Here is a 24,475-nt window from a genome sequence, read left to right on the forward strand (position 1 = left end):
AAGTAATTAAGCACTATAAATTATTAATTGCGATAAATAGTATAAGTAGCCAATCGTAGTTGTAAAATGAATATATTTTTATAACATAGCGTAAAAGTTAGTATAATATGCTCAAAAAGGGGACTATACCCCTTTTTTATTACTCCACAATAATGTATGAAGTTGAGGTAAAACATAGACATTGTTCATATCGCTACTTTCCATAACACGAGTGACAAGATCTTCATATAACGATAAAAGTTTTTCAGTATGTTGCGCTACGTGTTCACCGTCTAAATATGGATTACCTACTTGTAAATAAAATGGTATGGATGGGTAGCGGTGATGAATCATTTTTGCGAAGTCATAATCTTCATCATCAAATATAACTACTTTTAAATTCAAAGTGTCATGTTTACATTGTTCGATGACTTCATCTAAGACTAATAAATTAGGTTTCATTTTAGAACTAGGGGGTTTTGGACTAATAGTTAAGTCGTCGATTTGTGTCATCCATGGTTGGAATTTACTGCCTTGTGTTTCCAATGCACTATAAATATTTTTTGTTTCAAATAAATCTACTAACTCTTGAATACCTTTAATCAGTGCAGGATTACCGCCTGAAATAGTTACATGATTAAACATGTCTCCACCAATTTCATAGAGCTCTGCATAAATTTCTTCGGCAGTCATCATGCGAATATCTTCTTTTGCGCTTCCGTCCCAAGTAAAGCTAGAATCACACCAACTACAACGATAATCACAACCAGCCGTTCTTACAAACATCGTCTTACGTCCGATTACTCTGCCTTCACCTTGAATTGTAGGTCCAAATATTTCGAGAACAGGAATTTTAGCCATTGTGATGCTCCTTTGGTCGATAGACAACGTAACTAGTTGGCGTTTCACGAACATATACTTGTAAGCAGTGAGGCTTGTTTGAGCGAGCGTCTAAGTTATTTTGTATTATTTCATAAATTGTTTGTGCCACTACTTCTGTTGATGGACTTTTATCTTTGAACATTGGCAATTCATTTAATAATTGATGATCGAATGAACCGTGAACAAGTTTTTTTAAATCACTAAAATTAACTAAAAAACCGTTGTGATCAAGTTCATTACCAGCTATTGTTAAGTTTACAAAATAAGTATGTCCGTGTGTGCGCATACATTTTCCAGCATCTTCACTTGGAATATAATGGGCAGCTGAAAAGTTAAAGTCCTTATTTAATTCGAATACATAGTTATGATTTACTTGAGGATAATTTTGTTGAAACATTAGTTATTCGCTCCTTTTTCAACCAAATAATTGTTCAAACCACGTGCACGTAACTTACATGCTGGACACGTGCCACAGCCATCGCCAATAATACCGTTATAACAAGTTAATGTACGTTCTCTTACGTAATCAAGTACACCTAAATCATCACTCAATGCCCAAGTCTCTTTTTTATCTAACCACATTAATGGCGTATGAATTACAAAGTTTTTATCCATTGATAAATTTAAAGTAACATTCATAGATTTAACAAAACTATCACGACAATCAGGGTAACCAGAAAAATCTGTTTCACATACACCTGTGATTATATTTTTCGCATTAAGTTGATAAGCTAAGGCGCCAGCAAAAGATAAAAATAATAAATTGCGAGCAGGGACAAAAGTATTTGGAATTTCATCGTCGTTTGCTTCAATAGCCATATTAGGGTCTGTTAAAGCGTTAGGTGTTAATTGAGATAATAAAGACATATCCAGAACATGATGTTTAAGTTGTTGCTCTTCTGCTATAGCTTGTGCAACTTCAATTTCTTGTGCATGTCTTTGTCCGTATTTAAAAGTTACTAATTCAACTTCATCAAAATGTTTCTTGGCCCAAAATAAACATGTCGTGCTATCTTGGCCACCACTAAACACTACAATGGCTTTATTATTATCTAGTAATTGTTCGGTCATTTAAAAATTCGCTCTCCTTAAAAGTAACTACTGTAATAAGACGTAAAAAAACGTCTATCTCTATAAAAAGATAGACGCGTTAAGTCTAGTTTTTTATAGAGGGTGTCAGCTAGAAACCTCTGTTTATTCATTTACATGATGACTAGAATAATATATTTAAACTGTAAAATCAAGTTGATATTTGGCATAATAGCACTAATCGGCTAACAATAGAATGATATGAAAGAGGTAGTAATATGATTATCGTCATCGACAATAAGGATTCATTTACATATAATCTTGTTGATTATACTAAAAATATTTCTCAGCAACCAGTCAAAGTCATTGATGTGGATCAAGTTGATATAACGACATTGCAATACTTAAAACCTGAAGCAATTATTATCTCGCCAGGACCAGGTAAACCAAGTGATTATCCCATATTGACGCATGTAATTACAACTTTTGCAGCAACTACGCCTATTCTCGGTGTTTGTTTAGGCTTTCAATTAATCGTTGAGTACTATGGGGGGAAAGTAATTAAGAGTGATAAGCCCGTACATGGTCATGTAACGACGTTAACGCATACAAGCAGTGGCATTTTTAAAGGTCTAAAGCAAAATTTTCAAGTTATGCGATACCATTCATTGATTGCACATACGGCGTCACTACCATCTGAGTTAAATATTGTAGCTTTCAATGAAGAACAAATTATTATGGCAGTTGAGCATGAAGGATTGCCGTTATATGGTGTTCAATATCATCCTGAATCCATTTTAAGTGAGAATGGCCATAAACAGTTACAATTATTCTTAGCGAAAGCGGGCGAACATTGTGCATATTCAATTTAATTATCGTTATATGAACGACGAAAATGATTTTGAAACTTATCATATCGAATGTACAGATTATAGTGCTAAAAAAATAGCTTGGACTATAGATGAGGTAGGTGCTGTAGTGTCGTTTGCTGAAATGATGCAAAAACAAAATAAATATGTGGCGCTTTATTTACCATATGAAGCGGCTAATTTTTATAATGAAGATATGGCAGTCGTGAACGTCCAAGATCCATATGTATACGCAGTTGCTTATGTCTTTGATTCAGTCAAACAAGTAATTGGACAGGGTCCGAATACGTATGCTAAATGTCACAATTTCCAATTTTTAGAATCTAATGAAATATTAAAGAAAAATATAGAACGTATACAGCAAGAAATTATTAAAGGTAATACGTATCAAGTTAATTACACTACACGACTAACTGACAATATTCGACGACCTATTTATGATTTGTATCAACAATTGCAACTTGCTAATAATGGAAATTATTCGGTAATGATAGATACTGATGAATTAAAAATAGCCTCGGCTTCACCTGAATTATTCTTTCAACAAGGTACTTTTAAAAATAACGACAATGTTATTGTGAGTAAACCGATGAAAGGGACAATATCTCGTGGCGTTACACCTGCTGATGATGAAATGCAATATAAAACGTTGGCCCAATCTCAGAAAGATAAAGCCGAAAATGTCATGATTGTGGATTTATTAAGGAATGACATTGCACGTATTGCAGCAACGAATAGCGTGAATGTTTACAAATTATTTCATATTGAAAAATATGATACTGTATTTCAGATGACATCTATGGTCACGGGACAACTTGCTAAAACGACATCATTGAATAAAATATTGGCATCACTGTTTCCGTGTGGCTCAATTACCGGCGCACCTAAAGTCAATACAATGAAATTTATTAAAACATTAGAGCAAGTACCGAGACATGTATATTGTGGAACAATCGGGTTGCTAATGCCTAACGGGAAGTCAATTTTTAATGTGCCAATACGTACCATTCAATATATAGGAGAACAAGCAATTTACGGTGTAGGTGCGGGTATAACGATAGATTCGCAAGCGGATAAAGAAATAATAGAATTTAACGACAAAGTAAAAATATTGGAGCGTTTATAATGAAATTATTTGAAACAATGAGATTAGAAAACAATGAAATTAAACGATTATCCTTACATAAAGAGAGAATTCAAGATTCTTGTAAAGCATTGGGAATAAATTTTGATACTAAACAGTGGAACGATGTGATTACTCACATTTTAGAAAATTATCCTAATCAACTTAAACGATTAAAAATGATGATTGATCAACAGGGAGAAGTGTCATATGAAATAGCTGAATTACCTGACAAACAACACTTTACTGCGCGTTTAGTTCAGTTAGATAAAGTAGTTAAAGAACAAGACCTTATTCATAAAACAACACACCGAGATCATCTACAACACAATCATTCAACAGATCTTATTTTATTACATGATGACAAAGGTAAAATTTTAGAATTTGATATTGGTAATGTAATGGTAGAAGAAGACGAGCAATGGTATACCCCAGAATTCGAACATGATTTTTTACGCGGTACGATGAGGAGAGCTTTGATCGAACAAGGTTCGCTAGCAATTAAAAATTATGATGTGGCTACTTTCGTACGTAAACTACAAAATAATGAGATAAAAGTTTTTCTATTAAATAGTTTACGTGAGGTTGCCGATGTAGAAATTTATCTATAGAATATATAAAGAAAAAAGGTAAACTATTACTATCCACAGTTTATTTATGAATGTAATTACTAAAGTGAACAACGATGATGCTATAGTTATAGAAAAGAAATTATATTGTTAAATTTAACTAACAACCCGAACGGAGAAAATAATGATAATTTTATGGCTACTATTAATTATTGGAGTAACGATAATTGCTAAGTGGGTTATTAATCTCAACCATAAAGACGATGCTACGATTGTGAATTATTGTGTGCTTATGGTTTTTTGCTTAATACAATTTGTATTAGTTTATTTTTTGGTTGGCAATATTATTCAACTTTTAGTCAAAGGATTAAATGTTTTTTATCATTAAGAAATTATGATGAGGTGCAAGTATGAAAATATATAGTCAAGGGGATCAAGCTATAGTGGTTTCTATAGAAAAAAAGGTATCAAAGGATTTAACTGAAGACTTATTAGCATTAAAGTCCTATCTTTTAGAACGCAACATCCCATTTATAACAGAAATTGTACCAACTGAATCAGATATGATGATTTGTTATGATGCGCGCAGTATGATTAAGCATTACCATATTCCATCACCTTTTCAATATATGAAAGACTTAGTTTATTCAATTAGGTTAGAAATTGTGCATGATGATACACCTGAAGGAATAACTCATATTCCAGTCATATATGGTGGAGAATATGGACCTGATTTAGAGCAACTATTGCAATACTATGATATTGATTTAGAGACTTTTATTAATCGACATACAAATTGTACTTACTTTGTATCTACGATGGGATATTCTCCAGGCTTTCCTTATTTAACAGGCATGGATGAACGCTTATTTGTAAATCATACAGGAAAACAGAAGTCTTTTATTCCAGCAGGTGCCGTTATTATTGAAGGGAAAAAAACAGGCATTAATACTACAGATACATATGGAGATTGGCTTGTTATTGGTTATACGCCCGAAACTTTATTTAATCCTGAGAAAGATGATTTTACTAAGCTTACACTTGGCGATAATGTAAGATTTATACCGTGTAAGGAAAATGAAATAGATTTAGGGGGCTTCAAACCATGTCAATCATAATAGAGGACGAAGGATTATTTTCAAGCTTTCAAGACTTTGGTAGACAAGGTTATGAAGACCGAGGTGTCATTCCTGGTGGCGCCTTAGACACATTGTCTCACGAAATTGCTAACCGACTTGTAGCAAATGACAAACATGAAGCAACGCTTGAAATGACTAATAGAATGGCTCGTATACGTTTTACTGAGCCAACATTGATTGCTTTAAGCGGTGGGACATTTAAGGCGACGACTGATGATTTAACCGTATTACCAAATAAATTATACTTGATGTTAAAAGGTGATGTCTTACGATTTGTTGAGACACAACGCACATCAAGAGTCTATTTAGCCGTAGGTGGTGGCTTTGAATTAGATGAATGGCTAGGGTCAAGCGCTACAGATTTTCAAGCTAAAATTGGTGGATTCCATGGACGAAGTTTGAAAAAAGGTGACGAAATTAATATGAAACGTAATTATTCTAAACGTCATCACAAACTATTTGAGAATTTAGAGCATACGAGACAAACAAATTGGGGCATAGATGGCTATGCACTGTCATTCAATTATATGTCTGATGTATTTCACGTTATCAAAAATAAAGGTACTGAGGATTTTGACCAAGATACATTAGATCGTTTCACTTTGAGTGAATATAAAGTTACAAGTAAAGCTAATCGGGTAGGTATGTTAGTTGAAGGTCAGTCTGTTAAAGCGTATTACGAAGATATGCCTTTACATCAATCTGTTAAACGTGGCACGATACAAGTCAAAAGAGATGGCACTCCCATTATTTTATTAAATGACCATTACACGTTAGGTAGTTATCCTCAATTAGGAACGATTGCAACTTACCACTTAACTAAATTAGGACAAAAGCATCAAGGAGAAAGATTGAAATTCCAATTTATCGATGTTGAGACGGCGGAAGAAAATTTAATTAAGTTTAATAACTGGTTAAATCAATTATTCCACGGTATAGAATATAGAATGCAACTTGAAATGCAAAAATAAATAGAGGTGGGGTTCTACAATAGAACTTCATCTCTATTTTTTTGTGCAGCAAGTTAATATTTGCTTCTCAATGAATGTCGATAATTGTTATTAAATATTAGTTGAGGGTTCAACAATGTTAAAATATAAATATTTTTCTATGCATTAAAATCTGATTTGTAAACCAGTGAACAATTTGCATTACAATTATTTATAAAAGTGAGATATTGCACTTTAATTTCTAAGTCTGTGGTCTGATTAATTAGTGGAAAAATTTAAGTATAATCTGTTGATGACTTTAATTTTGAAAACTTAAATTATGAATATAGGTGATGTGTATTTCATGTTTAAATCACCCTAACACTTGATATTTGTTGATTATTACTATATATTTATAAATTGAACTATGTGCGTTTTTTACAAAAAGGTTACAAAACGCTATAATTGTAAGAGTGTTTTTACAATTATTAACATAAATTTATATCAGTCATTAACTAGAATTAAAAATTATTAAATTAAATCAAATTATGAGTTTGGATTGGGCTTAATAGCAACTTGTGTTGTGCAATGTTAAGTGTAATGTTAAACTCGTCGAATGTCACTTTAGCCAACAGTAATACATAACTTTGCACTAAGTTATCAGTTTTGCTTAATTATTTATTAAAGCAATAGTTAAATGTATTAATATGGATAGGAAATTTTAATCTCCGTCCTGTAAATTGATAATATCGGGGGAAACGATCATGAGTTTACACAAGAAGAAATTAACGCTATTTGCGTTTTTTATACTAACAGTGTTGACTGTTACTTTAAAAACGTATTTTTCTTATTATGTTGATTTTTCTTTAGGTGTTAAAGGATTAGTTCAAAACTTAATTCTTTTAATGAATCCATATAGTTTGATAGCACTAATATTAAGTGTGTTCTTATTCTTTAAAGGTAAAAAAGCATTTTGGTTTATCTTTATAGGTGGATTTTTACTTAGTTTCTTACTTTACGCGAATGTTGTTTATTTCAGATTTTTCTCTGACTTTTTAACATTTAGTACTTTAAATCAAGTAGGAAACGTTGATTCAATGGGTGGCGCAGTAACTGCATCATTTAAATGGTATGACTTTATATACTTTATCGATACGATTATTTACTTATTCGTATTAATATTCAAGCACAAATGGTTAGATAGACGTGTATTTAGCAAAAAGTTTGTTCCGGTAGTAATGGCAGCATCAGTAGCGCTATTTTTCTTAAATTTAGCATTTGCAGAATCTGATCGTCCTCAATTATTATCACGTACTTTTGATCATAAATACTTAGTTAAATATTTAGGGCCATACAACTTCACTGTTTATGACGGTGTTAAAACAATTCAAAACAGCCAACAAAAAGCATTGGCTAATGAAGATGATTTAACTAAAGTCTTAAACTACACAAAACAAAAACGTACAACACCAAATAAAGAATATTATGGTGTGGCTAAGAAGAAAAATATTATCAAAATTCACTTAGAAAGTTTCCAAACTTTCTTAATTAATAAGAGAGTAAATGGACAAGAAGTAACACCATTCTTAAACAAACTATCGTCTGGTAAACAAGATTTCAGATACTATCCAAACTTCTTCCACCAAACTGGTCAAGGTAAAACATCTGACTCAGAGTTTATGATGGATAACAGTTTGTATGGTTTACCACAAGGTTCTGCTTATTCTCTTAAAGGAAACAACACGTTCCAATCATTACCAGCTATTTTAGACCAACAACAAGGTTATACATCAAGCGTAATGCATGGTGACTACAAAACGTTCTGGAACCGTGACCAAATATATAGACACTTTGGTATCGATAAGTTCTATGATGCAACATACTACGATATGTCACAAAAGAATATCCAAAACTTAGGTCTTAAAGATAAAGAGTTCTTTAAAGAATCAGTTGATTACTTAGCAAAAGAAAAACAACCATTCTACAATCATTTGATTACATTAACGAACCATTACCCATTCACTTTATCACCTCAAGATGCTTCAATTGAAAAACCACACACTGGTGATTCAACTGTAGATGGATATATTCAAACGGCAAATTATTTAGACCAATCATTAGAACAATTTATCGGTGATCTTAAGAAAAAAGGCTTATACAAAGACTCTGTAATTATGATTTATGGTGACCACTATGGTATTTCTGAAAATCATAACAAAGCAATGGAAAAACTATTAGGCGAAAAAATTGACTCAGCTAAATTCACAGACTTAAACCGTACAGGTTTCTGGCTGAAAATACCTGGCAAAAAAGGTACAATTGATAAAACTTACGCTGGTCAACAAGACGTTATGCCTACAGTATTACACTTATTAGGTATCGATTCTAAAAACTACTTGATGATGGGTACTGACTTATTATCTAAAGATCACAACGATACAGTACCATTCAGAAATGGTGACTTTGTGACTAAAGATTATAAATATGTAAATGGTAGAATCTATTCAAACAAAGATAACAAACCAATGACGACTAAACCGAAAGACTTTGAAAAACGTAAACAGCAAACAGATAAAGACTTAGAAATGAGTGACAATGTCTTAAACGGTGATTTATTCAGATTCTACAAAAACCCAGACTTCAAAAAAGTAAATCCAGCAAAATATGAATATAAATCTGGTCCTAAGGGACAAGAGAAAAAATAATAAAGTTTTTAGAGCCTGGGACTATTGTCTTCAGGCTCTAATTTTATATAGGCAGTAAATGACTGAATTGAAAATGTGCTTGTATCAAGCTGCTTTCAACACTAGTCATCCGTGCTGGGACGGGACTATAAAATCTTCTTATAAAAAAAGATTTTTCCCGTTCCTTTTTTTATAGCTAAAAGTGATAAGGCTTTCATTCAATGGCAAATCATTATTAACATCAAGATAGTTACTTAACTGGAAAATCTAATCGATATTACCGCGAGAGTATCATTTAGCTACTAAAAGGTGTATAATATATAGAACTGAAAATTAATTAAATAGAGATAATCAGAATATTCGATATTAAAAGGATGTTGCATGTTGGAAGCATATAAAATTGAACATTTACATAAATCTTATGCCGACAAAATAATTTTTGATGACTTACAATTATCAATCTCTAGTGGCGAAAAGATTGGATTAGTTGGTATTAATGGTACTGGAAAAAGTACTTTATTAAAGGTAATGGCTGGGATAGACGAAGATTTTGAAGCAGATATCAATCATCCTAACGATTATCGTATTCGTTATTCATCTCAGAAACAGTCATTTGATGAAGATGTGTCTGTTTTTGAAGCCGTATTAAACTCCGACACTACAACATTAAAAGTAATACAACGCTATGAACTGGCGGTTAAACAATATAGCGAAACACAAAGTGACACAGATTTTCAAAGTATGATGCAAGCACAAGAAGCGATGGATGCAAACGACGCTTGGGATTACAATGCTGAAATTAAAACGATTTTATCAAAATTAGGTCTTGTTGATACGACAAAAAAAGTAAATGAGTTATCTGGTGGTCAACAAAAGCGCGTAGGTTTAGCTAAAACATTAATAGAACAACCGGATTTATTATTACTAGATGAGCCGACGAACCATTTAGACTTTGAATCAATTAATTGGTTGATCAATTATGTAAAACAATATCCGCATACTGTATTGTTTGTAACCCATGATCGATATTTTTTAAATGAGGTTTCAACGAGAATTATCGAATTAGATCGTGGTCGCCTCACGTCATATCCAGGCAATTATGAAAGTTATATTGCGATGAGAGCTGAGAATGAACTTATAGAACAAAAGCAACAACAAAAGCAAAAGGCTTTATATAAGCAAGAGCTGGCTTGGATGCGTGCAGGTGCGAAGGCTAGATCGACGAAACAACAAGCACGTATTAATCGCTTTAATGATTTAGAACAAGACGTAAAAGAGCAACATCAACAAGATAAAGGGTCTCTGAATTTAGCTTATTCTAGATTAGGTAAACAAGTATTTGAATTAGAACATGTGACTAAACAAATTAATCAGCGTACATTATTTGCGGATGTTACTGAAATTATTCAAAATGGCCAACGTATAGGTATCGTAGGCGCTAACGGTGTAGGTAAGACAACGTTACTTAATATTTTAAATAATGATGATCAACAGTATGAAGGTACATTGAAAATTGGTCAGACAGTTAAAGTGGCTTACTTCAAACAAACCGATGAGCGCTTAGATAGAGATATCAGGATGATTGATTACTTAAGAGAAGAAAGTGAAATGGCACGTGAACAAGATGGGACAACGGTGTCAGTGACACAGCTTTTAGAGCGCTTCTTATTTCCAAGTGCTACACATGGCAAAAAGTTATTTAAACTTTCTGGTGGCGAGCAGAAACGTTTATATTTATTAAAATTACTTGTACATCAACCTAATGTATTATTATTAGATGAACCGACAAATGACTTAGATACTGAAACATTAACAATTTTAGAGGATTACATTAGCTCTTTTGGGGGTACAGTAATCACTGTTAGCCATGATCGTTACTTTTTAAATAAAGTTGCACAAGAATATTGGTATATTCATGACGGTAAGATAGAACGTATAATTGGTAGTTTTGAAGATTATGAAGCACATAAAAAAGCGCAAGATAAATCGAGTGCTAGTAATAAAGTGCAACATAAGCAAAAGACATCGCAACCGACGAAACGTAAAAAAGGTTTATCTTATAAAGAACAAAAAGAGTTCGACACGATAATCGATAGAATAGATCAAACTGAAGAACGATTAAATAATATTGAACAAGAAATGATAGATGCCAGTTCTGATTATGGTAAAATCAAAGAATTAAACGAGGAACAACAACAACTTCAGCAGCTATATGATGAAGATATTACGAGATGGGCCGAGCTTGAAGAATTAAAAGAACAATGAGGGATTTTATAACATGGAAGCAACTTTATCACATTATTTTGGTTACGACACCTTCCGTCCTGGCCAAAAAGAAATCATAAGTAAAATTATATCTCATCGTAATGTGTTAGGTGTATTACCTACAGGTGGGGGAAAATCAATTTGTTATCAAGTACCAGGTTTAATGCTGGGAGGGACGACGATTGTTATCAGTCCGTTAATTTCATTAATGAAAGACCAAGTAGACCAATTAAAAGCGTCAGGCATTAGTGCTGCGTTTTTAAATAGTAGTTTGACTCAAAAACAACAAAAAGCAATAGAACAACAATTGCTAAAAGGTGAAATACAGTTTTTATATGTAGCGCCAGAACGTTTTGATAATGATTATTTTATTAGCCTATTACAACAACTTCCTATTCGATTAGTTGCGTTTGATGAGGCACACTGTATATCAAAATGGGGACATGACTTCAGACCAAGTTATCAAGATGTCATTTATAAAGTTTTTGATTTGCCACAGGATTTTGCCATCGTAGCTTTAACGGCAACAGCAACTGCAGAAGTTCAAAAAGATATTATGTCACGCTTGAATATTAATAAAGCTGATGAAGTAAAAACAAGTACTAAACGACGAAATTTAGTATTTAAAGTAAACCCTACATATCAACGACAAAAATTTGTGATTGATTATGTAAGTCATCATAAACAAGAAGCGGGTATTATTTATTGTTCGACGCGTAAACAAGTAGAAGAATTACATGAGGCGCTTGAAGATAATAATGTTAATAGCACGATTTATCATGCTGGTTTGACGAACAAAGAACGAGAACGAGCTCAAAATGACTTTGTCTATGACCGTGTGAGAGTCGTAGTAGCCACGAATGCCTTTGGTATGGGAATAGATAAATCTAACGTACGTTTTGTTATTCACTACAACATGCCAGGAGATATGGAATCATATTACCAAGAGGCAGGACGTGCAGGTCGTGACGGCTTGAAAAGTGATTGTATTTTACTCTTTAGTGAACGTGATATCGGATTACATCAATACTTTATTTCATCATCTAAAGCTGACGATGATTATAAAGACAAGATGGGCGAAAAATTAACTAAAATGATTCAATATACGAAAACTAAAAAATGTTTAGAAGCGACGTTAGTACATTACTTTGAACCTAACGAAAAGTTAGAAGAATGCCAACAATGTAGTAATTGTGTGCGTGAAAATAAAACTTATGATATGACGCATGAAGCGAAAATGATTATTAGCTGTATTGCACGCATGAAGCAACAAGAAAGCTATGGTGTGATTATTCAAGTGTTACGCGGTGAAGTAACTGATTATATTCGTTATTGTGAATATGATAAGTTATCGACGCATGGCATTATGAAAGATTATACGACTTCTGATTTAAGTCATTTAATCGATGAATTACGATTTAAAGGTTATTTAAATGAAAATGATGAGATTCTTACATGTGATAGTAACGTTAAGTCATTATTAAACGCAGAAAAAGTCGTGTTTACGACACCCTTTAAACGTAAGTCGAAAGAGAAAGTTAGCATCAATACTGTTGAAGGTGTAGATAAAGCTTTATTCGATGAATTAAAAGGTGTACGTCAAAAACTAAGTGAACAATTGGATATTGCGCCAGTAAGCGTATTTTCTGATTATACGTTAGAGGAATTTGCTAAACGTAAACCGGAATCCAAACAAGATATGATTTCTATTGATGGTGTAGGTAGCTATAAATTAAAACATTATTGCCCCAAATTTTTAGAAACGATTCAATCATATAAAGCTCAAATTTAATTTAAACTTAGTTACATTTGAAAAGTTAATAATAACGTATAAGCGTTTGCGTAGTTAGGCAGTAAAGTTTAGCTATGCAAACGTTTTTTATAAAAAAGAAATATAGAAATGTGAATTTTTATATTTAATACTTTTTTATACGGGTATATGTAGAACGATATAAATATAAATGATATGGAATTGTACTTTAGGAAATAAAAATTGAAGGTGACGATATGATTAAATTTAATAACGTGTCAAAACGTTATGGGGATAAATTAGCAGTAGAAGATGTGAGTTTTAATATAGAACAAGGGGAGTTCTTTGTCTTGATTGGGCCTTCAGGGTGTGGAAAAACCACAACTTTGAAAATGATTAATCGCTTGATTGCCTTAACGGATGGTTATATTTACTTTAATGATAAACCTATTAGTGATTATCCAGTCTATGAAATGCGTTGGGATATAGGCTATGTATTACAACAAATTGCGTTGTTTCCGCATATGACGATAAAAGAAAATATTGCGCAAGTACCACAAATGAAAAAGTGGAAACAAAAAGACATCGATAACCGTGTGGATGAATTACTCAATATGGTAAATATGGATCCAGAACAATTTAAAAATCGTAAACCTGATGAATTGTCTGGGGGGCAACGCCAAAGAATTGGTGTTATTCGTGCATTAGCAGCAGATCCGCCTGTAATCTTAATGGACGAGCCATTTAGTGCATTGGATCCAATTAGTCGTGAGAAGTTACAAGACGACTTGATAGAATTACAGCAAAAAATTAAGAAAACTATCGTATTTGTTACACATGACATTGAGGAAGCAATGAAATTAGGGGATAGAATTTGTTTAATGAATGAGGGGAAAGTTGAACAAATAGATACACCGGAAGGATTTATGACCCATCCACAAAGTGACTTTGTAAAACAATTTATGGGTAGTCATTTAGAACGCGATACACGCAATATAAAATTACGTGATGTTATTAACCATGATGTTGAACAAGTGGATGATCTGAATAATGAATATCCAACACTTGATGGTGAAGCTACCATTAAAGATGCGTATGCTTATCTTGCGCAACATCCTGCAGTTATTGTCACTAATCAACAACATAATCAACAACATATTTTAAAACGAGAAGATATGTTTAATTATTTAGCAGAAGCTAAAGGAGGGAGCAACTAATGCATGAGTTAATTCAAACGCTCTCTGACCGTAAAGGACAACTTGTAACGACAATATTTGAACATATACAACTGTCATTTATTGCCTTACTGATTGCTGCCTTAATTGGTGTGCCACTAGGAATAGTATTAACAAAAACTAAAAAACTATCAGAAATAGTTATGAATATCGCTGCTGTGTTACAGACTATACCTTCCTTAGCATTATTAGGATTGATGATTCCGTTATTTGGTATAGGTAAAATACCCGCAGTCATTGCGCTTGTCGTATATGCATTATTACCAATATTACGAAATACATATACTGGTATAGATGAAGTGGATCCTTCTTTAGTCGAAGCGGCAAAAGGGATCGGTATGAAGCCTGGGCGTAGACTCGCTAAAGTTGAACTACCAATAGCTATGCCTGTAATTATGGCAGGTATTAGAACTGCGATGGTACTTATTATCGGTACTGCAACATTAGCAGCCTTAATTGGTGCGGGTGGTCTTGGTGACCTTATTTTACTAGGGATTGACCGTAACAATTCATCGCTCATATTAATTGGTGCCATTCCGGCAGCATTACTTGCGATCTTATTTGATTTAGTATTGCGTTTTATGCAAAAGCTATCATACAAAAAACTAATTATTTCTTTAGTTTCTATAGCGGTAATCTTATTACTTGTTATTATAGGCCCAATGTTAGCCCATAAAGGTGATAAAGTAACTATCGCTGGTAAATTAGGTTCTGAACCATCAGTTATCACAAATATGTATAAGATTCTTATAGAGGAAAATACGAATGATACTGTCGATGTGAAAGATGGAATGGGCAAAACGTCATTCTTATTCAACGCTTTAAAATCAGACGATATAGATGGCTATTTAGAATTTACTGGTACTGTATTAGGTGAATTAACAAAAGAGAAATTAACATCTAAAGAAGAACCAAAAGTATATAATCAAGCTAAAACAAGCTTAGAACATAAATATAATATGACGATGTTAAAACCAATGAAATATAATAATACTTATACATTGGCTGTGAAGGAAGACTTCGCGAAGAAAAATAATATCAAAACCATTGATGATTTAAACAAAGTGAAAGATAAAATAAAGCCTGGTTTTACTTTAGAATTTAATGACCGTGGTGATGGTTATCCAGCAGTTAAAAAAGCTTATGGTTTAGATCTAGGTAAAGTTAGAACAATGGAACCTAAATTGAGATATCAGGCCGTTCAAAAAGGTGATATTAATCTGATAGATGCATACTCTACAGATGCTGAATTAAAACAGTATCATATGGTTGCATTAAAAGATAATAAACACGTTTTCCCACCTTATCAGGGCGCGCCAATGTTTAAACAGTCATACTTGAAAAAGCATCCTGAAATAAAAGCACCATTGAACAAATTAGCCGGTAAAATTTCTGATGAAGATATGCAAGAAATGAATTATCAAGTCACTGTTAAAAACAAAGACCCATATACCGTAGCCAAAAATTATTTAAAAAAGCATCATTTAATTAAATAACTAGAGACGAGTTGAACGATTGGAAGATAATCGTTCAGCTCAATTTTTTATGTTTAATAGCTGATGTTATTGCTTTTCATTCTGTTAAAGCGTTATAATAACGGATAAGTTTTTATTATGAAATTTCAAAAGGGGGACCAACATCAAGATGAAAAAACAAATAGAACAACTATCAGCTTATCAACCAGGTTTGTCGCCACGTGCGCTAAAAGCGGCTTATGGCATTGAAGGAGAATTATATAAATTAGCTTCAAACGAAAATTTACATGGGCCTTCACCAAAAGTGAAAGAAGCGATTACAGCACATTTAGATGAATTATATTACTATCCTGAAACAGGGTCTCCATTATTAAGAGAAACAATAAGTAATGAATTAAATATTGATGAAAGTCGCATTTTATTTGGTGCAGGTCTAGACGAAGTTATTTTAATGATTTCAAGAGCGGTGCTAACGCCTGGAGATAATATTGTAACGAGTGAGATGACATTCGGTCAATATACCCACAATGCCGTTGTCGAAGCGGCGGAAGTAAAACAAGTACCTTTAAATGATGGTCATTTTGACTTAGAAGGTATTTTGAATGCCGTGGATGAACGTACTAAATTAATCTGGCTATGTAATCCTAACAATCCAACAGGTACATATTTTACGCATGAAGAGTTGAAACATTTCTTGAATGAAGCACCAAGTAATATACCGGTACTCATTGATGAAGCCTACGCTGAATTTGTAACAGCTGATGATTTTCCAAATGCTTTAGCTCTTCAACAAGAACATGATAATGCCTTTTTACTAAGAACATTTTCCAAAGCATACGGTTTGGCTGGCTTACGCGTAGGTTATGTGATTGCAGCTAAAGAAGCTATAGAAAAATGGAATATTATAAGACCACCATTTAACGTAGGTCGTTTATCAGAATATGCAGCGATAGCGGCATTTAAAGATCAAGTTTATCTTAAATCTATAACTGACTATAATGCTAAAGAGAGAGAAAAGTTCTATGCCATTCCTCAGAGCGAGCATTTTTATCCAAGTCAAACGAACTTTGTGTTCGTTAATACTACTCGTCCAAATGCTTTATATGAAGCGCTTCTTAAAGTAGGATGTATTACTAGACCATTCCCAAATGGAGTCAGAATAACGATTGGTTTTCCTGAACAAAATGATAAAATGATAGAAGTATTAAAATCTTTCGATTACTAAGCGTAATCGAAAGATTAATAAAGACACAGTAAGCATAGCTTATAAAAGGGAGTAGACTGATTAATGACTAGAGAATCAATTGCAATTGATATGGATGAAGTATTAGCAGATACTGTGGGGTCACTTATAGAACGCCTTAATGACCGTATGGACTTGAGTATCACTTATGAAATGTTGGAAGGTAAGAAATTACGTCATGCGATGCCTGAACATGATGGCTTATTAACTGAAATATTAAGAGAACCTGGCTTTTTCAGACAACTTGAAGTGATGTCAGGTGCACAAGATGTAGTGAAAAAGCTAACTGCTCATTATGATGTATATATTGCTACGGCAGCGATGGACGTACCAACGTCGTTCCATGATAAATATGAATGGTTAAGACAACATTTTCCATTTTTAGACCCACAACATTTTGTATTTTGTGGTCGTAAAAACATAGTCAAAGCAGATTATTTAATTGATGATAATCCTCGACAATTAAGTATTTTTACAGGCAAACCTATTATGTATACAGCGTCTCATAATGTTGATGATAATAGATTTGCACGCGTTAATAATTGGGAAGATGTGGAAGATTATTTCTTGGGAAATAAATAATAAAAGACAAGTCTAGGACATAAAGTGCTTGGACAAGTGAAACAAGGCAATTGCTATTGAAATAATATAGAAATTGCCTTGTTTATAATTATTTTGATCATATGCAGCTCGTTGAGCTGCTATTTTTCTTATATTAAATGCCTTTAATATAAATCCAAGTTCTCTTTTGACTTTATTTATTCTTTGAATGGACATTCAAGTGAAACCCAAAATAACTTTCATAACTCCAAAAAACAAGACCTACATTAATTTTTTCTTTGACTGTAGCTATTTTTTGTGTCCGGTTCAGAAAGCTTTTTGTTGATTTGCCCTTTAAAATATTTCAAGTTATAATTTTTCATTATTTTTAAGCATTTCAATGTAAAATTATATATAAATACAAAGTATTTTGGCTAGACTCTTGAGGGCACAGGACAAGCTGAAGACTACAGGCTGAATCTGTCCCCTAAGAAAGCAAGCCAACAATACATAGTATTGTAAATAAAGAAGCCAGTAAATGAATTCATAAAAAACTCATTTACTGGCTATTTCTCTGGGAATTATGTCCCAGCACCGTCTTTTTAATTATTTGTTGGTTCCTCAAAAAGCGTTAATATTTTAATGGCTTGAGGAATAATTTGAATATTTAATGGTGTCGTTAAGGCAATTTCACCATCGATATCTACTTTATGTGTGTCATCTGTTTCTATAGTTATTTCTTTTGCAAGTAAATGCGTTATCCCTTTTGTCATATTATTCCAATTTAAACTATCACGTTGTTTAAAGACATCAGTAAATATATTAAATTTTTGGTCATCAAAAATAAAAGTATTTAAATAGCCATCGTCTGGAGCTAAATCAGTTAATGGAATACGATTGCCGCCAATAAATGGTCCATTTGCCACTAATATCATTGATGATTCATCACTTAGTTCTTTACCGTCTACCTTCACTTTGTAATTAAATTTCACAGGATCTACAAGTGTTTTCATTGTCGAACTAACATAACTTAATTTGCCGAATAAATCTTTATTACCGTCTTGAACATTTAAAGCATTTTGAACGATTAATCCGAGACCTACAAAATTTAAGGCGTATCGATCATTAACTTTCATAACATCATATGATTTCAATTTAGTTTCTGTTAATTGTTGACTAGCAACTTTAAAGTCATTATTTAAATTCAACGTTTTAGTAAAATCATTGAATGTGCCACCTGGAATGATACCGATAGGGATATTTAATTCATGCTGCATGACGCCATTGATCAATTCGTTAACGGTACCGTCACCGCCCAGAATGAAAATAATATCTACATCATCGCTATATTGTTGTGATTTGATAGATTCACAAAATGTTACGATATTTCCTTCATCTTCACTCAGCTGTATAGATAAGTGTTTACATATGGTAGTTAAAGATTTAGCTACTTCTCCCAAGCCTTCGTATATATCTTTAATACCAGAATGTTCATGGTAAAATAAAACGCCATGATTGTATGTTTGAGTCATTGTAGTTCCTCCTAGATAGTACGTAACAGTATTATACTATATTTGAAAGAATATAATAAAACACCACGATTATTTTAAATAACCGTGGTGTAGTGCACTATATATTTAGTTAATCTATTATCTGATACCACGCATACCTTTAACGATTTTAGGGATAAAGACGATTACAATTATACTTATTACAACTGTAATGATACCTAAAAACAGGAAGTAATTATTGTCACCTAATGGTGCTCTTAATTTTACTAACGTACCATTAATCGCTTGCGCAGTTGCATTTGTAAGCAGCCATAAACTCATCATTTGTGAATTAAAGGCTTTTGGCGCTAATTTTACGGCAGCACTGTTTCCGGTAGGTGATAGGCACAGTTCGCCCACAACACAAATGATATAAGATAAGACTATCCAGTTTACGCTAAATTGTGCTCCGCCAGATGCATGTCCAATTGCTGCAACTAAGAGGTAAGATACACCAGCTAACAATGCACCTAATACGAATTTAGTAGGCAAACTTGGTTGTTTAGAGTCAAGTTTTTTCCAAATTGCTGAAACTACTGGTGCGAATAATAAGATGAATAATGGGTTGATTGATTGGAATATAGCCATTCCAAATGGAATATGCCAGCCAAAAATATTTAACGACATGTCAGAATGTTTAATAGCGTAAATATTCAACACATTTGAACCTTGTTCTTGTATCGACCAAAAAAGTACACCCAATATAAATAATGGAATAAAGGCAAATACTCTTGAACGTTCATCGTCTGTTACGTCTTTACTTTTTATCATAATTATAAAATAACCAATTGGTAATGCTATACCTAAAATTAAAACTGTAACACTTACTAAGTTAAAAGATAATGTGTGAGTTAAGCTAGCAATTATAACAACAATAATAATAAGTGCGATGATACTAGTGAATATACTTATGTATTTTTTACGTTCATCTTCTGTTAATGGATTTGATGGAGCCATTCCAACTTGTCCTAAATTTTTACGATTAAATAATACATACCAGATTAGACCTAATAGCATTCCAAATGCTGCAATAGAGAACCCTATGTGGAAATTACCACCGTCAATAAATTGATTAAGAATAGCTGGAGCAACTAATGCACCACTATTAACTGCCATATAGAAAATTACAAAGCCGGCATCCATTCTTTTATCATCTTTAGGATAAAGACGTCCTACGATATTAGAAATATTGGGTTTCATTAAGCCTGAACCAACGATAATAAAGAACATCGATAAAAATAGTCCAGAAATACCTAAAGGCAAACTTAAACATACATGTCCGACTATAATTAAAACAGCACCTATAATTGTAGCGCCACGTGTTCCAGTGATACGATCGGCAACCCAACCACCAAGTACTGAAGTCATAAATATTAGTGAACCATAAATGGACATGATAGACTGAGCAGTCGTTTCATCTATTCCTAGTCCACCTTTTGTAACTGTAAAGTACATATAAAAGATTAGTAACGCACGCATGCCGTAATAACTAAAGCGCTCCCAAAATTCGACGAAAAATAGTACGCCTAATCCTCTTGGATGTCCAAAGAACCCTTTCTGTGGAATCCCGTCAAGCTGTTGTTTGTATGTGCTATCGTTATGCATAAACATTCAACCTTTCTTCTGCAATTATGTATAAAAGGGATTTTACTCTTAAATAAAATTAATTGCAATAATATTCTAATAATAATAATATTCTAAAGATTCAGTTTATTTTAGTTATAAGTTTTTAAACAATGAAAATTAAAAATTGTTAATTATTACACAACAAAAAACGGTCAACCTAAATGATTGACCGTTAAATAATATATTAGTAAACGCCTTTCATAGCACGTTTTACAAGTGGTGAAATAATTAACAATACGACACCGATAACTACTGCAAATGCACCTGAGTACATGAAATAATCGCTTTGATTTATCTTTGTATAAACGACTACAAGTTGGGCATTTATACCTTGAGCTGTCGCATTACTTAACATCCATAAAGCCATCATACGAGCCGTAAAGCTTAACGGCGCTAATTTAGTCGTAGTAGATAGACCGACTGGTGAAATACATAGTTCTCCAATTGTGATTAGTAAAAAGCTTAATACTAACCACAGTGGGTTTATTAATGCTGCACCTGTAGCTAATGGAATAATCATTACTAGATATGATAATCCGGCAATGATTGTACCGTAAGCGAACTTATGTACAGTAGGTGGGTTACGCTTGCCTAATTTTACCCATAGCGTAGCGAAAATAGGTGCTAGTACTACGATAAATATAGGGTTAAGTGATTGGGCCCATGACGCCGGTATAGAGAAATCTATTAAACCATTCGTTAAAGCAGACATTTCTAGTTGTGTTTTTTTATCTGCAAAGTTGGCTAGTACAGTAGAACCTTGTTCCTGAATCATCCAAAATGCTACTGAAGCTATGTACAATGGTATATAACTAAATACACGAGATTTTTCATCCTTAGTAACATCCTTGCTGGCTATCATATTTATAATAATACCAATAGGTAATACGATACCTATAATGGTAACAAGTAGACTGAAGTTTTCTAATGTTAGTGCATTGTTTAATTTAAGCACTAGTAAATAGATAAGGAATAAAACGACTACGATACCAGCTAATAGACTAATACGTTTAATTTCACGTTTTGTTAACGGGTTAGGGACATTTAAGCCTGCTAAACCTAACGTACCTTTACGTCTGATGATGAATACAACTAGACCACAGAACATCCCGATAGCTGCGACTAAAAATCCAGCATGAAAACCTACTCGGGTTTGTAAAAATCCAGTGATTAAAGGTGCTAATAAACCACCTAAGTTAATCCCCATGTAAAATATTGTAAATGCAGAGTCTGTACGGACATCATTACGATCGTATAACTCGCCGACAGTAGTTGATATATTAGGTTTTAATAAACCAGTTCCGGCAATAATGAATAATAAAGCAACCATTACAAGTGTTAAATTATTTGGTAATGATAGCAAAATATGACCGATCATTATTAAAACGCCACCAAAGAATAGGGCATGTTGTGTGCCTGTAATTCGGTCAGCGATCCATCCTCCTATAGCACCAGACATATAAATGAGTGTCCCGTATAGCGCGACGATTTGTAATGCTACGGCTTCATCTAAACCAAAACCGCCTTTTGCGACGCTATAGTATAAATAATAAATCAGTATTGCTTTCATTCCATAGTAACTGAATCTCTCCCAAAATTCAGTGAAGAATAAAGTACTTAGTCCTTTCGGATGTCCGAAAAAACCTGTTCTTGGTGTACTTTTCATTATTTCTTCGTGTGTATAACTAATTTTCCTCATTTGTTCACTCCCCTTAAATAGTTGAACTAATTCTATACTGTTTTTATATAAAAAACAAGTGTATTTTTTGTAGCTACATATTAATGATTAATTTTATTAAATTTGTTTGAAAGAAAAATCTCCGTAATAAACTTAGTTTATTACGGAGATTTCATATTAACGATTATCTATTTTTTCTGGATATAAATCATGGTTCATTAAGCGATGTTCGGCCATTTGTTCATATTTACTATTAGGTCTGCCGTAATTTGTATAAGGGTCTATCGAAATACCTCCACGAGGAGTGAATTTTCCCCAAACTTCTATATAATGTGGATCCATCAAGTCAATTAAATCATTCATGATAATATTCATACAGTCTTCATGGAAGTCACCGTGATTTCTAAAACTGAACAAGTAAAGCTTTAAAGATTTAGACTCTACCATTTTAATATTAGGTATATATGAGATATAAATTGTAGCAAAATCAGGTTGACCTGTGATAGGGCATAAAGATGTGAACTCAGGGCAGTTGAATTTCACGAAATAATCTCGACCTTGATGTTTGTTATCGAATGATTCTAATACTTCAGGGGTATAATCAAAGTCATATTTGTTATTTTGGTTACCTAAAAGTGTTATATTTTGTAATTCTTCATTATTTCGGCCTTGTGCCAATTTGATTACCTCCTTTAAAATTATTTACTTACGTTGGTTTTCTTTAACGGCAGCAATATTTTGACGTCGAGCTTTTTCAAACATATAGTAACTTGCACCAATAATTATAATATAACCTAGGACAGCATATACATCTGGAGATTCTCCAAAGATAATTAAACCGAAAAAGGCAGTAAAGAGAATAGAAGCATAAGTAAAGATTGAAATATCTTTTGCCGGTGCGTAACTATATGCCAATGTAATACCTATTTGACCTACGGCAGCTGATAAACCAGCGCCTATTAAATAAAGCAATTGCAACCAAGTCATAGGCTCATACGTGAAAATAGTAAATGGTATGAGTACTATGACTGAGAATAATGAAAAATAAAATACAATCGTATAGGGTGCTTCACGCGTACTTAAAGCACGTACACATGTATAAGCACTTGCGGCAAAAATACCAGATAATAGGCCACCGACTCCCGGTATCATAGCAGATGAAAATTCTGGTTTGACTACGAAAAGCATACCACCAATTGCAACAATCATCGCGATGACTTGATAATTTCGGACTTTCTCATTTAAGAAAATAAGACTAAGCAAAATCGTCCAAAATGGATTTAACTTCATTAACGTGTCGGCATCACTTAGTACCATATGGTCAATTGCATAGATGTTTAACAGCACACCAATGAGACCAAGTGTCGAACGAGAAACTAACAGTGGCTGACTACTTAATTTACCGAATAGTGGTTGCTTGTATTTAATTATGAAATATAAAGGTATAAATAACGATACTAAATTTCTGGCAAGTGATTTTTGGAAAACAGGAAGATCACCGGCTAATCTAAAAAATACGGACATAAAACTAAAGCCAATTGCAGAAATTAATATAGCAATGATACCTTTTATTTTTGGATTCACTGTATATCGCCTCATTCATAAAATTTTAACGTATTTATATTAGCACAAATATTCTTAAAATGTACACATGCGCTTGCAATAAATATAAAAGTATATTATTATATTTATACGAACAAATGTTCTGTTTTAAGACGCTAATTTACAAAACTATTGAGTAATAAATTTATTTAATAAAATTAGAAATTTAAAGCAAGGGTCTAGAAGCTACGTGTGCCAACGAGTTGAGATTTTCCAAAAAAAATCAACTGAAATACCTTATAATTTTAGAAAAAAATTTTTTTCGTTTTGTAACGTTGAAATGGTGCCATTTATGCTGTTTAGTTAGT

The 24,475-nt window shown here is 32.9% G+C and carries 20 protein-coding genes and 1 pseudogene; 12 read left to right on the forward strand and 9 right to left on the reverse strand.

Annotated features, from left to right (window positions below; genetic code table 11):
* Positions 1 to 123: 123 nt before the first annotated feature.
* Genes queE through queC form a run of 3 tightly spaced genes read right to left on the reverse strand, consistent with a single transcriptional unit; the run spans position 124 to position 1,932 of the window.
* A complete protein-coding gene (gene queE / locus RPL90_RS00305; RefSeq protein WP_195715670.1) occupies positions 124 to 840 on the reverse strand; it encodes a 7-carboxy-7-deazaguanine synthase QueE in 717 nt (238 codons plus the stop codon).
* Positions 833 to 1,258 (reverse strand): 6-carboxytetrahydropterin synthase QueD, encoded by a 426-nt coding sequence (gene queD / locus RPL90_RS00310; protein WP_313541317.1) that lies wholly within the window; start codon positions 1,256 to 1,258, stop codon positions 833 to 835. Before queD ends, queE begins: the two co-directional genes overlap by 8 nt.
* Positions 1,258 to 1,932: a 7-cyano-7-deazaguanine synthase QueC gene (queC, locus tag RPL90_RS00315; protein WP_313541318.1), complete on the reverse strand. Its 675-nt coding sequence runs from the start codon at positions 1,930 to 1,932 to the stop codon at positions 1,258 to 1,260. The genes queD and queC overlap by 1 nt, the downstream gene beginning before the upstream one ends.
* Positions 1,933 to 2,168: 236 nt before the next feature.
* Between queC and RPL90_RS00320 the strand changes: the two genes are divergently transcribed.
* The 12 genes from RPL90_RS00320 to RPL90_RS00375 all read left to right on the forward strand — a co-directional run bounded on the left by RPL90_RS00320 (position 2,169) and on the right by RPL90_RS00375 (position 17,753).
* The gene (locus RPL90_RS00320) at positions 2,169 to 2,762 is read left to right on the forward strand and encodes an anthranilate synthase component II (protein WP_313541319.1); all 594 of its coding nucleotides are present in this window, start codon (positions 2,169 to 2,171) and stop codon (positions 2,760 to 2,762) included.
* Positions 2,746 to 3,885: an anthranilate synthase component I family protein gene (locus tag RPL90_RS00325; protein WP_313541321.1), complete on the forward strand. Its 1,140-nt coding sequence runs from the start codon at positions 2,746 to 2,748 to the stop codon at positions 3,883 to 3,885. Before RPL90_RS00320 ends, RPL90_RS00325 begins: the two co-directional genes overlap by 17 nt.
* Positions 3,885 to 4,493: an aminotransferase class IV gene (locus tag RPL90_RS00330; protein WP_313541323.1), complete on the forward strand. Its 609-nt coding sequence runs from the start codon at positions 3,885 to 3,887 to the stop codon at positions 4,491 to 4,493. Before RPL90_RS00325 ends, RPL90_RS00330 begins: the two co-directional genes overlap by 1 nt.
* A 368-nt stretch (positions 4,494 to 4,861) precedes the next feature.
* A complete protein-coding gene (locus RPL90_RS00335; RefSeq protein ID WP_313541325.1) occupies positions 4,862 to 5,569 on the forward strand; it encodes a 5-oxoprolinase subunit B family protein in 708 nt (235 codons plus the stop codon).
* A complete protein-coding gene (locus RPL90_RS00340) occupies positions 5,557 to 6,561 on the forward strand; it encodes a 5-oxoprolinase subunit C family protein (RefSeq protein ID WP_313541327.1) in 1,005 nt (334 codons plus the stop codon). The genes RPL90_RS00335 and RPL90_RS00340 overlap by 13 nt, the downstream gene beginning before the upstream one ends.
* A gap of 722 nt (positions 6,562 to 7,283) precedes the next feature.
* Positions 7,284 to 9,224, forward strand: a complete 1,941-nt coding sequence (gene ltaS, locus RPL90_RS00345) for a polyglycerol-phosphate lipoteichoic acid synthase LtaS (RefSeq protein WP_313541329.1) — start codon at positions 7,284 to 7,286, stop codon at positions 9,222 to 9,224.
* 360 nt (positions 9,225 to 9,584) lie between these two features.
* Positions 9,585 to 11,468 (forward strand): ABC-F family ATP-binding cassette domain-containing protein, encoded by a 1,884-nt coding sequence (locus tag RPL90_RS00350; RefSeq protein ID WP_313541331.1) that lies wholly within the window; start codon positions 9,585 to 9,587, stop codon positions 11,466 to 11,468.
* A gap of 13 nt (positions 11,469 to 11,481) precedes the next feature.
* On the forward strand, positions 11,482 to 13,260 hold the full coding sequence (recQ, locus tag RPL90_RS00355) for a DNA helicase RecQ (protein ID WP_313541332.1): 1,779 nt from the start codon (positions 11,482 to 11,484) through the stop codon (positions 13,258 to 13,260).
* Between the two features lie 215 nt (positions 13,261 to 13,475).
* Complete coding sequence (locus RPL90_RS00360) at positions 13,476 to 14,435, forward strand: ABC transporter ATP-binding protein (RefSeq protein ID WP_313541334.1); 960 nt, start codon at positions 13,476 to 13,478, stop codon at positions 14,433 to 14,435.
* Positions 14,435 to 15,949 (forward strand): ABC transporter permease/substrate-binding protein, encoded by a 1,515-nt coding sequence (locus RPL90_RS00365; RefSeq protein ID WP_313541335.1) that lies wholly within the window; start codon positions 14,435 to 14,437, stop codon positions 15,947 to 15,949. The genes RPL90_RS00360 and RPL90_RS00365 overlap by 1 nt, the downstream gene beginning before the upstream one ends.
* A 148-nt stretch (positions 15,950 to 16,097) precedes the next feature.
* Positions 16,098 to 17,153 carry a histidinol-phosphate transaminase gene (hisC, locus tag RPL90_RS00370; protein ID WP_313541336.1) on the forward strand — a complete coding sequence of 352 codons (1,056 nt, stop codon included), beginning with the start codon at positions 16,098 to 16,100 and terminating at the stop codon, positions 17,151 to 17,153.
* Positions 17,154 to 17,216: 63 nt separating this feature from the next.
* A complete protein-coding gene (locus RPL90_RS00375) occupies positions 17,217 to 17,753 on the forward strand; it encodes a 5' nucleotidase, NT5C type (protein WP_313541338.1) in 537 nt (178 codons plus the stop codon).
* Between the two features lie 12 nt (positions 17,754 to 17,765).
* Here RPL90_RS00375 and RPL90_RS00380 read toward each other — a convergent pair.
* The 6 genes and pseudogenes from RPL90_RS00380 to RPL90_RS00405 form a co-directional block, all read right to left on the reverse strand.
* Positions 17,766 to 18,100: pseudogene (locus RPL90_RS00380) on the reverse strand (transposase); the annotation flags it as partial.
* Positions 18,101 to 18,313: 213 nt separating this feature from the next.
* A complete protein-coding gene (locus RPL90_RS00385; RefSeq protein ID WP_313541340.1) occupies positions 18,314 to 19,243 on the reverse strand; it encodes a diacylglycerol/lipid kinase family protein in 930 nt (309 codons plus the stop codon).
* Between the two features lie 117 nt (positions 19,244 to 19,360).
* The gene (locus tag RPL90_RS00390) at positions 19,361 to 20,866 is read right to left on the reverse strand and encodes a peptide MFS transporter (protein ID WP_313541343.1); all 1,506 of its coding nucleotides are present in this window, start codon (positions 20,864 to 20,866) and stop codon (positions 19,361 to 19,363) included.
* Between the two features lie 205 nt (positions 20,867 to 21,071).
* The gene (locus RPL90_RS00395; RefSeq protein WP_313541344.1) at positions 21,072 to 22,586 is read right to left on the reverse strand and encodes a peptide MFS transporter; all 1,515 of its coding nucleotides are present in this window, start codon (positions 22,584 to 22,586) and stop codon (positions 21,072 to 21,074) included.
* A gap of 156 nt (positions 22,587 to 22,742) precedes the next feature.
* The gene (gene queF, locus RPL90_RS00400; RefSeq protein WP_313541345.1) at positions 22,743 to 23,243 is read right to left on the reverse strand and encodes a preQ(1) synthase; all 501 of its coding nucleotides are present in this window, start codon (positions 23,241 to 23,243) and stop codon (positions 22,743 to 22,745) included.
* A gap of 24 nt (positions 23,244 to 23,267) precedes the next feature.
* Complete coding sequence (locus tag RPL90_RS00405; protein WP_313541346.1) at positions 23,268 to 24,149, reverse strand: DMT family transporter; 882 nt, start codon at positions 24,147 to 24,149, stop codon at positions 23,268 to 23,270.
* Positions 24,150 to 24,475: the final 326 nt, after the last annotated feature.

Origin of the sequence: Staphylococcus kloosii, assembly GCF_032139365.1 — a bacterium.
Classification (GTDB): domain Bacteria; phylum Bacillota; class Bacilli; order Staphylococcales; family Staphylococcaceae; genus Staphylococcus; species Staphylococcus kloosii_A.

Bases quoted from the DNA above. Each gene is read 5' to 3' on its own strand.
- RPL90_RS00360 (WP_313541334.1), top strand. From the start codon at position 13,476: ATGATTAAATTTAATAACGTGTCAAAACGTTATGGGGATAAATTAGCA.
- hisC (WP_313541336.1), top strand. From the start codon at position 16,098: ATGAAAAAACAAATAGAACAACTATCAGCTTATCAACCAGGTTTGTCG.
- RPL90_RS00385 (WP_313541340.1), bottom strand. From the start codon at position 19,243: ATGACTCAAACATACAATCATGGCGTTTTATTTTACCATGAACATTCT.
- RPL90_RS00350 (WP_313541331.1), top strand. From the start codon at position 9,585: ATGTTGGAAGCATATAAAATTGAACATTTACATAAATCTTATGCCGAC.
- RPL90_RS00390 (WP_313541343.1), bottom strand. From the start codon at position 20,866: ATGCATAACGATAGCACATACAAACAACAGCTTGACGGGATTCCACAG.
- RPL90_RS00340 (WP_313541327.1), top strand. From the start codon at position 5,557: ATGTCAATCATAATAGAGGACGAAGGATTATTTTCAAGCTTTCAAGAC.
- RPL90_RS00375 (WP_313541338.1), top strand. From the start codon at position 17,217: ATGACTAGAGAATCAATTGCAATTGATATGGATGAAGTATTAGCAGAT.
- RPL90_RS00335 (WP_313541325.1), top strand. From the start codon at position 4,862: ATGAAAATATATAGTCAAGGGGATCAAGCTATAGTGGTTTCTATAGAA.
- queC (WP_313541318.1), bottom strand. From the start codon at position 1,932: ATGACCGAACAATTACTAGATAATAATAAAGCCATTGTAGTGTTTAGT.
- queD (WP_313541317.1), bottom strand. From the start codon at position 1,258: ATGTTTCAACAAAATTATCCTCAAGTAAATCATAACTATGTATTCGAA.
- RPL90_RS00365 (WP_313541335.1), top strand. From the start codon at position 14,435: ATGCATGAGTTAATTCAAACGCTCTCTGACCGTAAAGGACAACTTGTA.
- RPL90_RS00395 (WP_313541344.1), bottom strand. From the start codon at position 22,586: ATGAGGAAAATTAGTTATACACACGAAGAAATAATGAAAAGTACACCA.
- queE (WP_195715670.1), bottom strand. From the start codon at position 840: ATGGCTAAAATTCCTGTTCTCGAAATATTTGGACCTACAATTCAAGGT.
- RPL90_RS00320 (WP_313541319.1), top strand. From the start codon at position 2,169: ATGATTATCGTCATCGACAATAAGGATTCATTTACATATAATCTTGTT.
- recQ (WP_313541332.1), top strand. From the start codon at position 11,482: ATGGAAGCAACTTTATCACATTATTTTGGTTACGACACCTTCCGTCCT.
- ltaS (WP_313541329.1), top strand. From the start codon at position 7,284: ATGAGTTTACACAAGAAGAAATTAACGCTATTTGCGTTTTTTATACTA.
- RPL90_RS00330 (WP_313541323.1), top strand. From the start codon at position 3,885: ATGAAATTATTTGAAACAATGAGATTAGAAAACAATGAAATTAAACGA.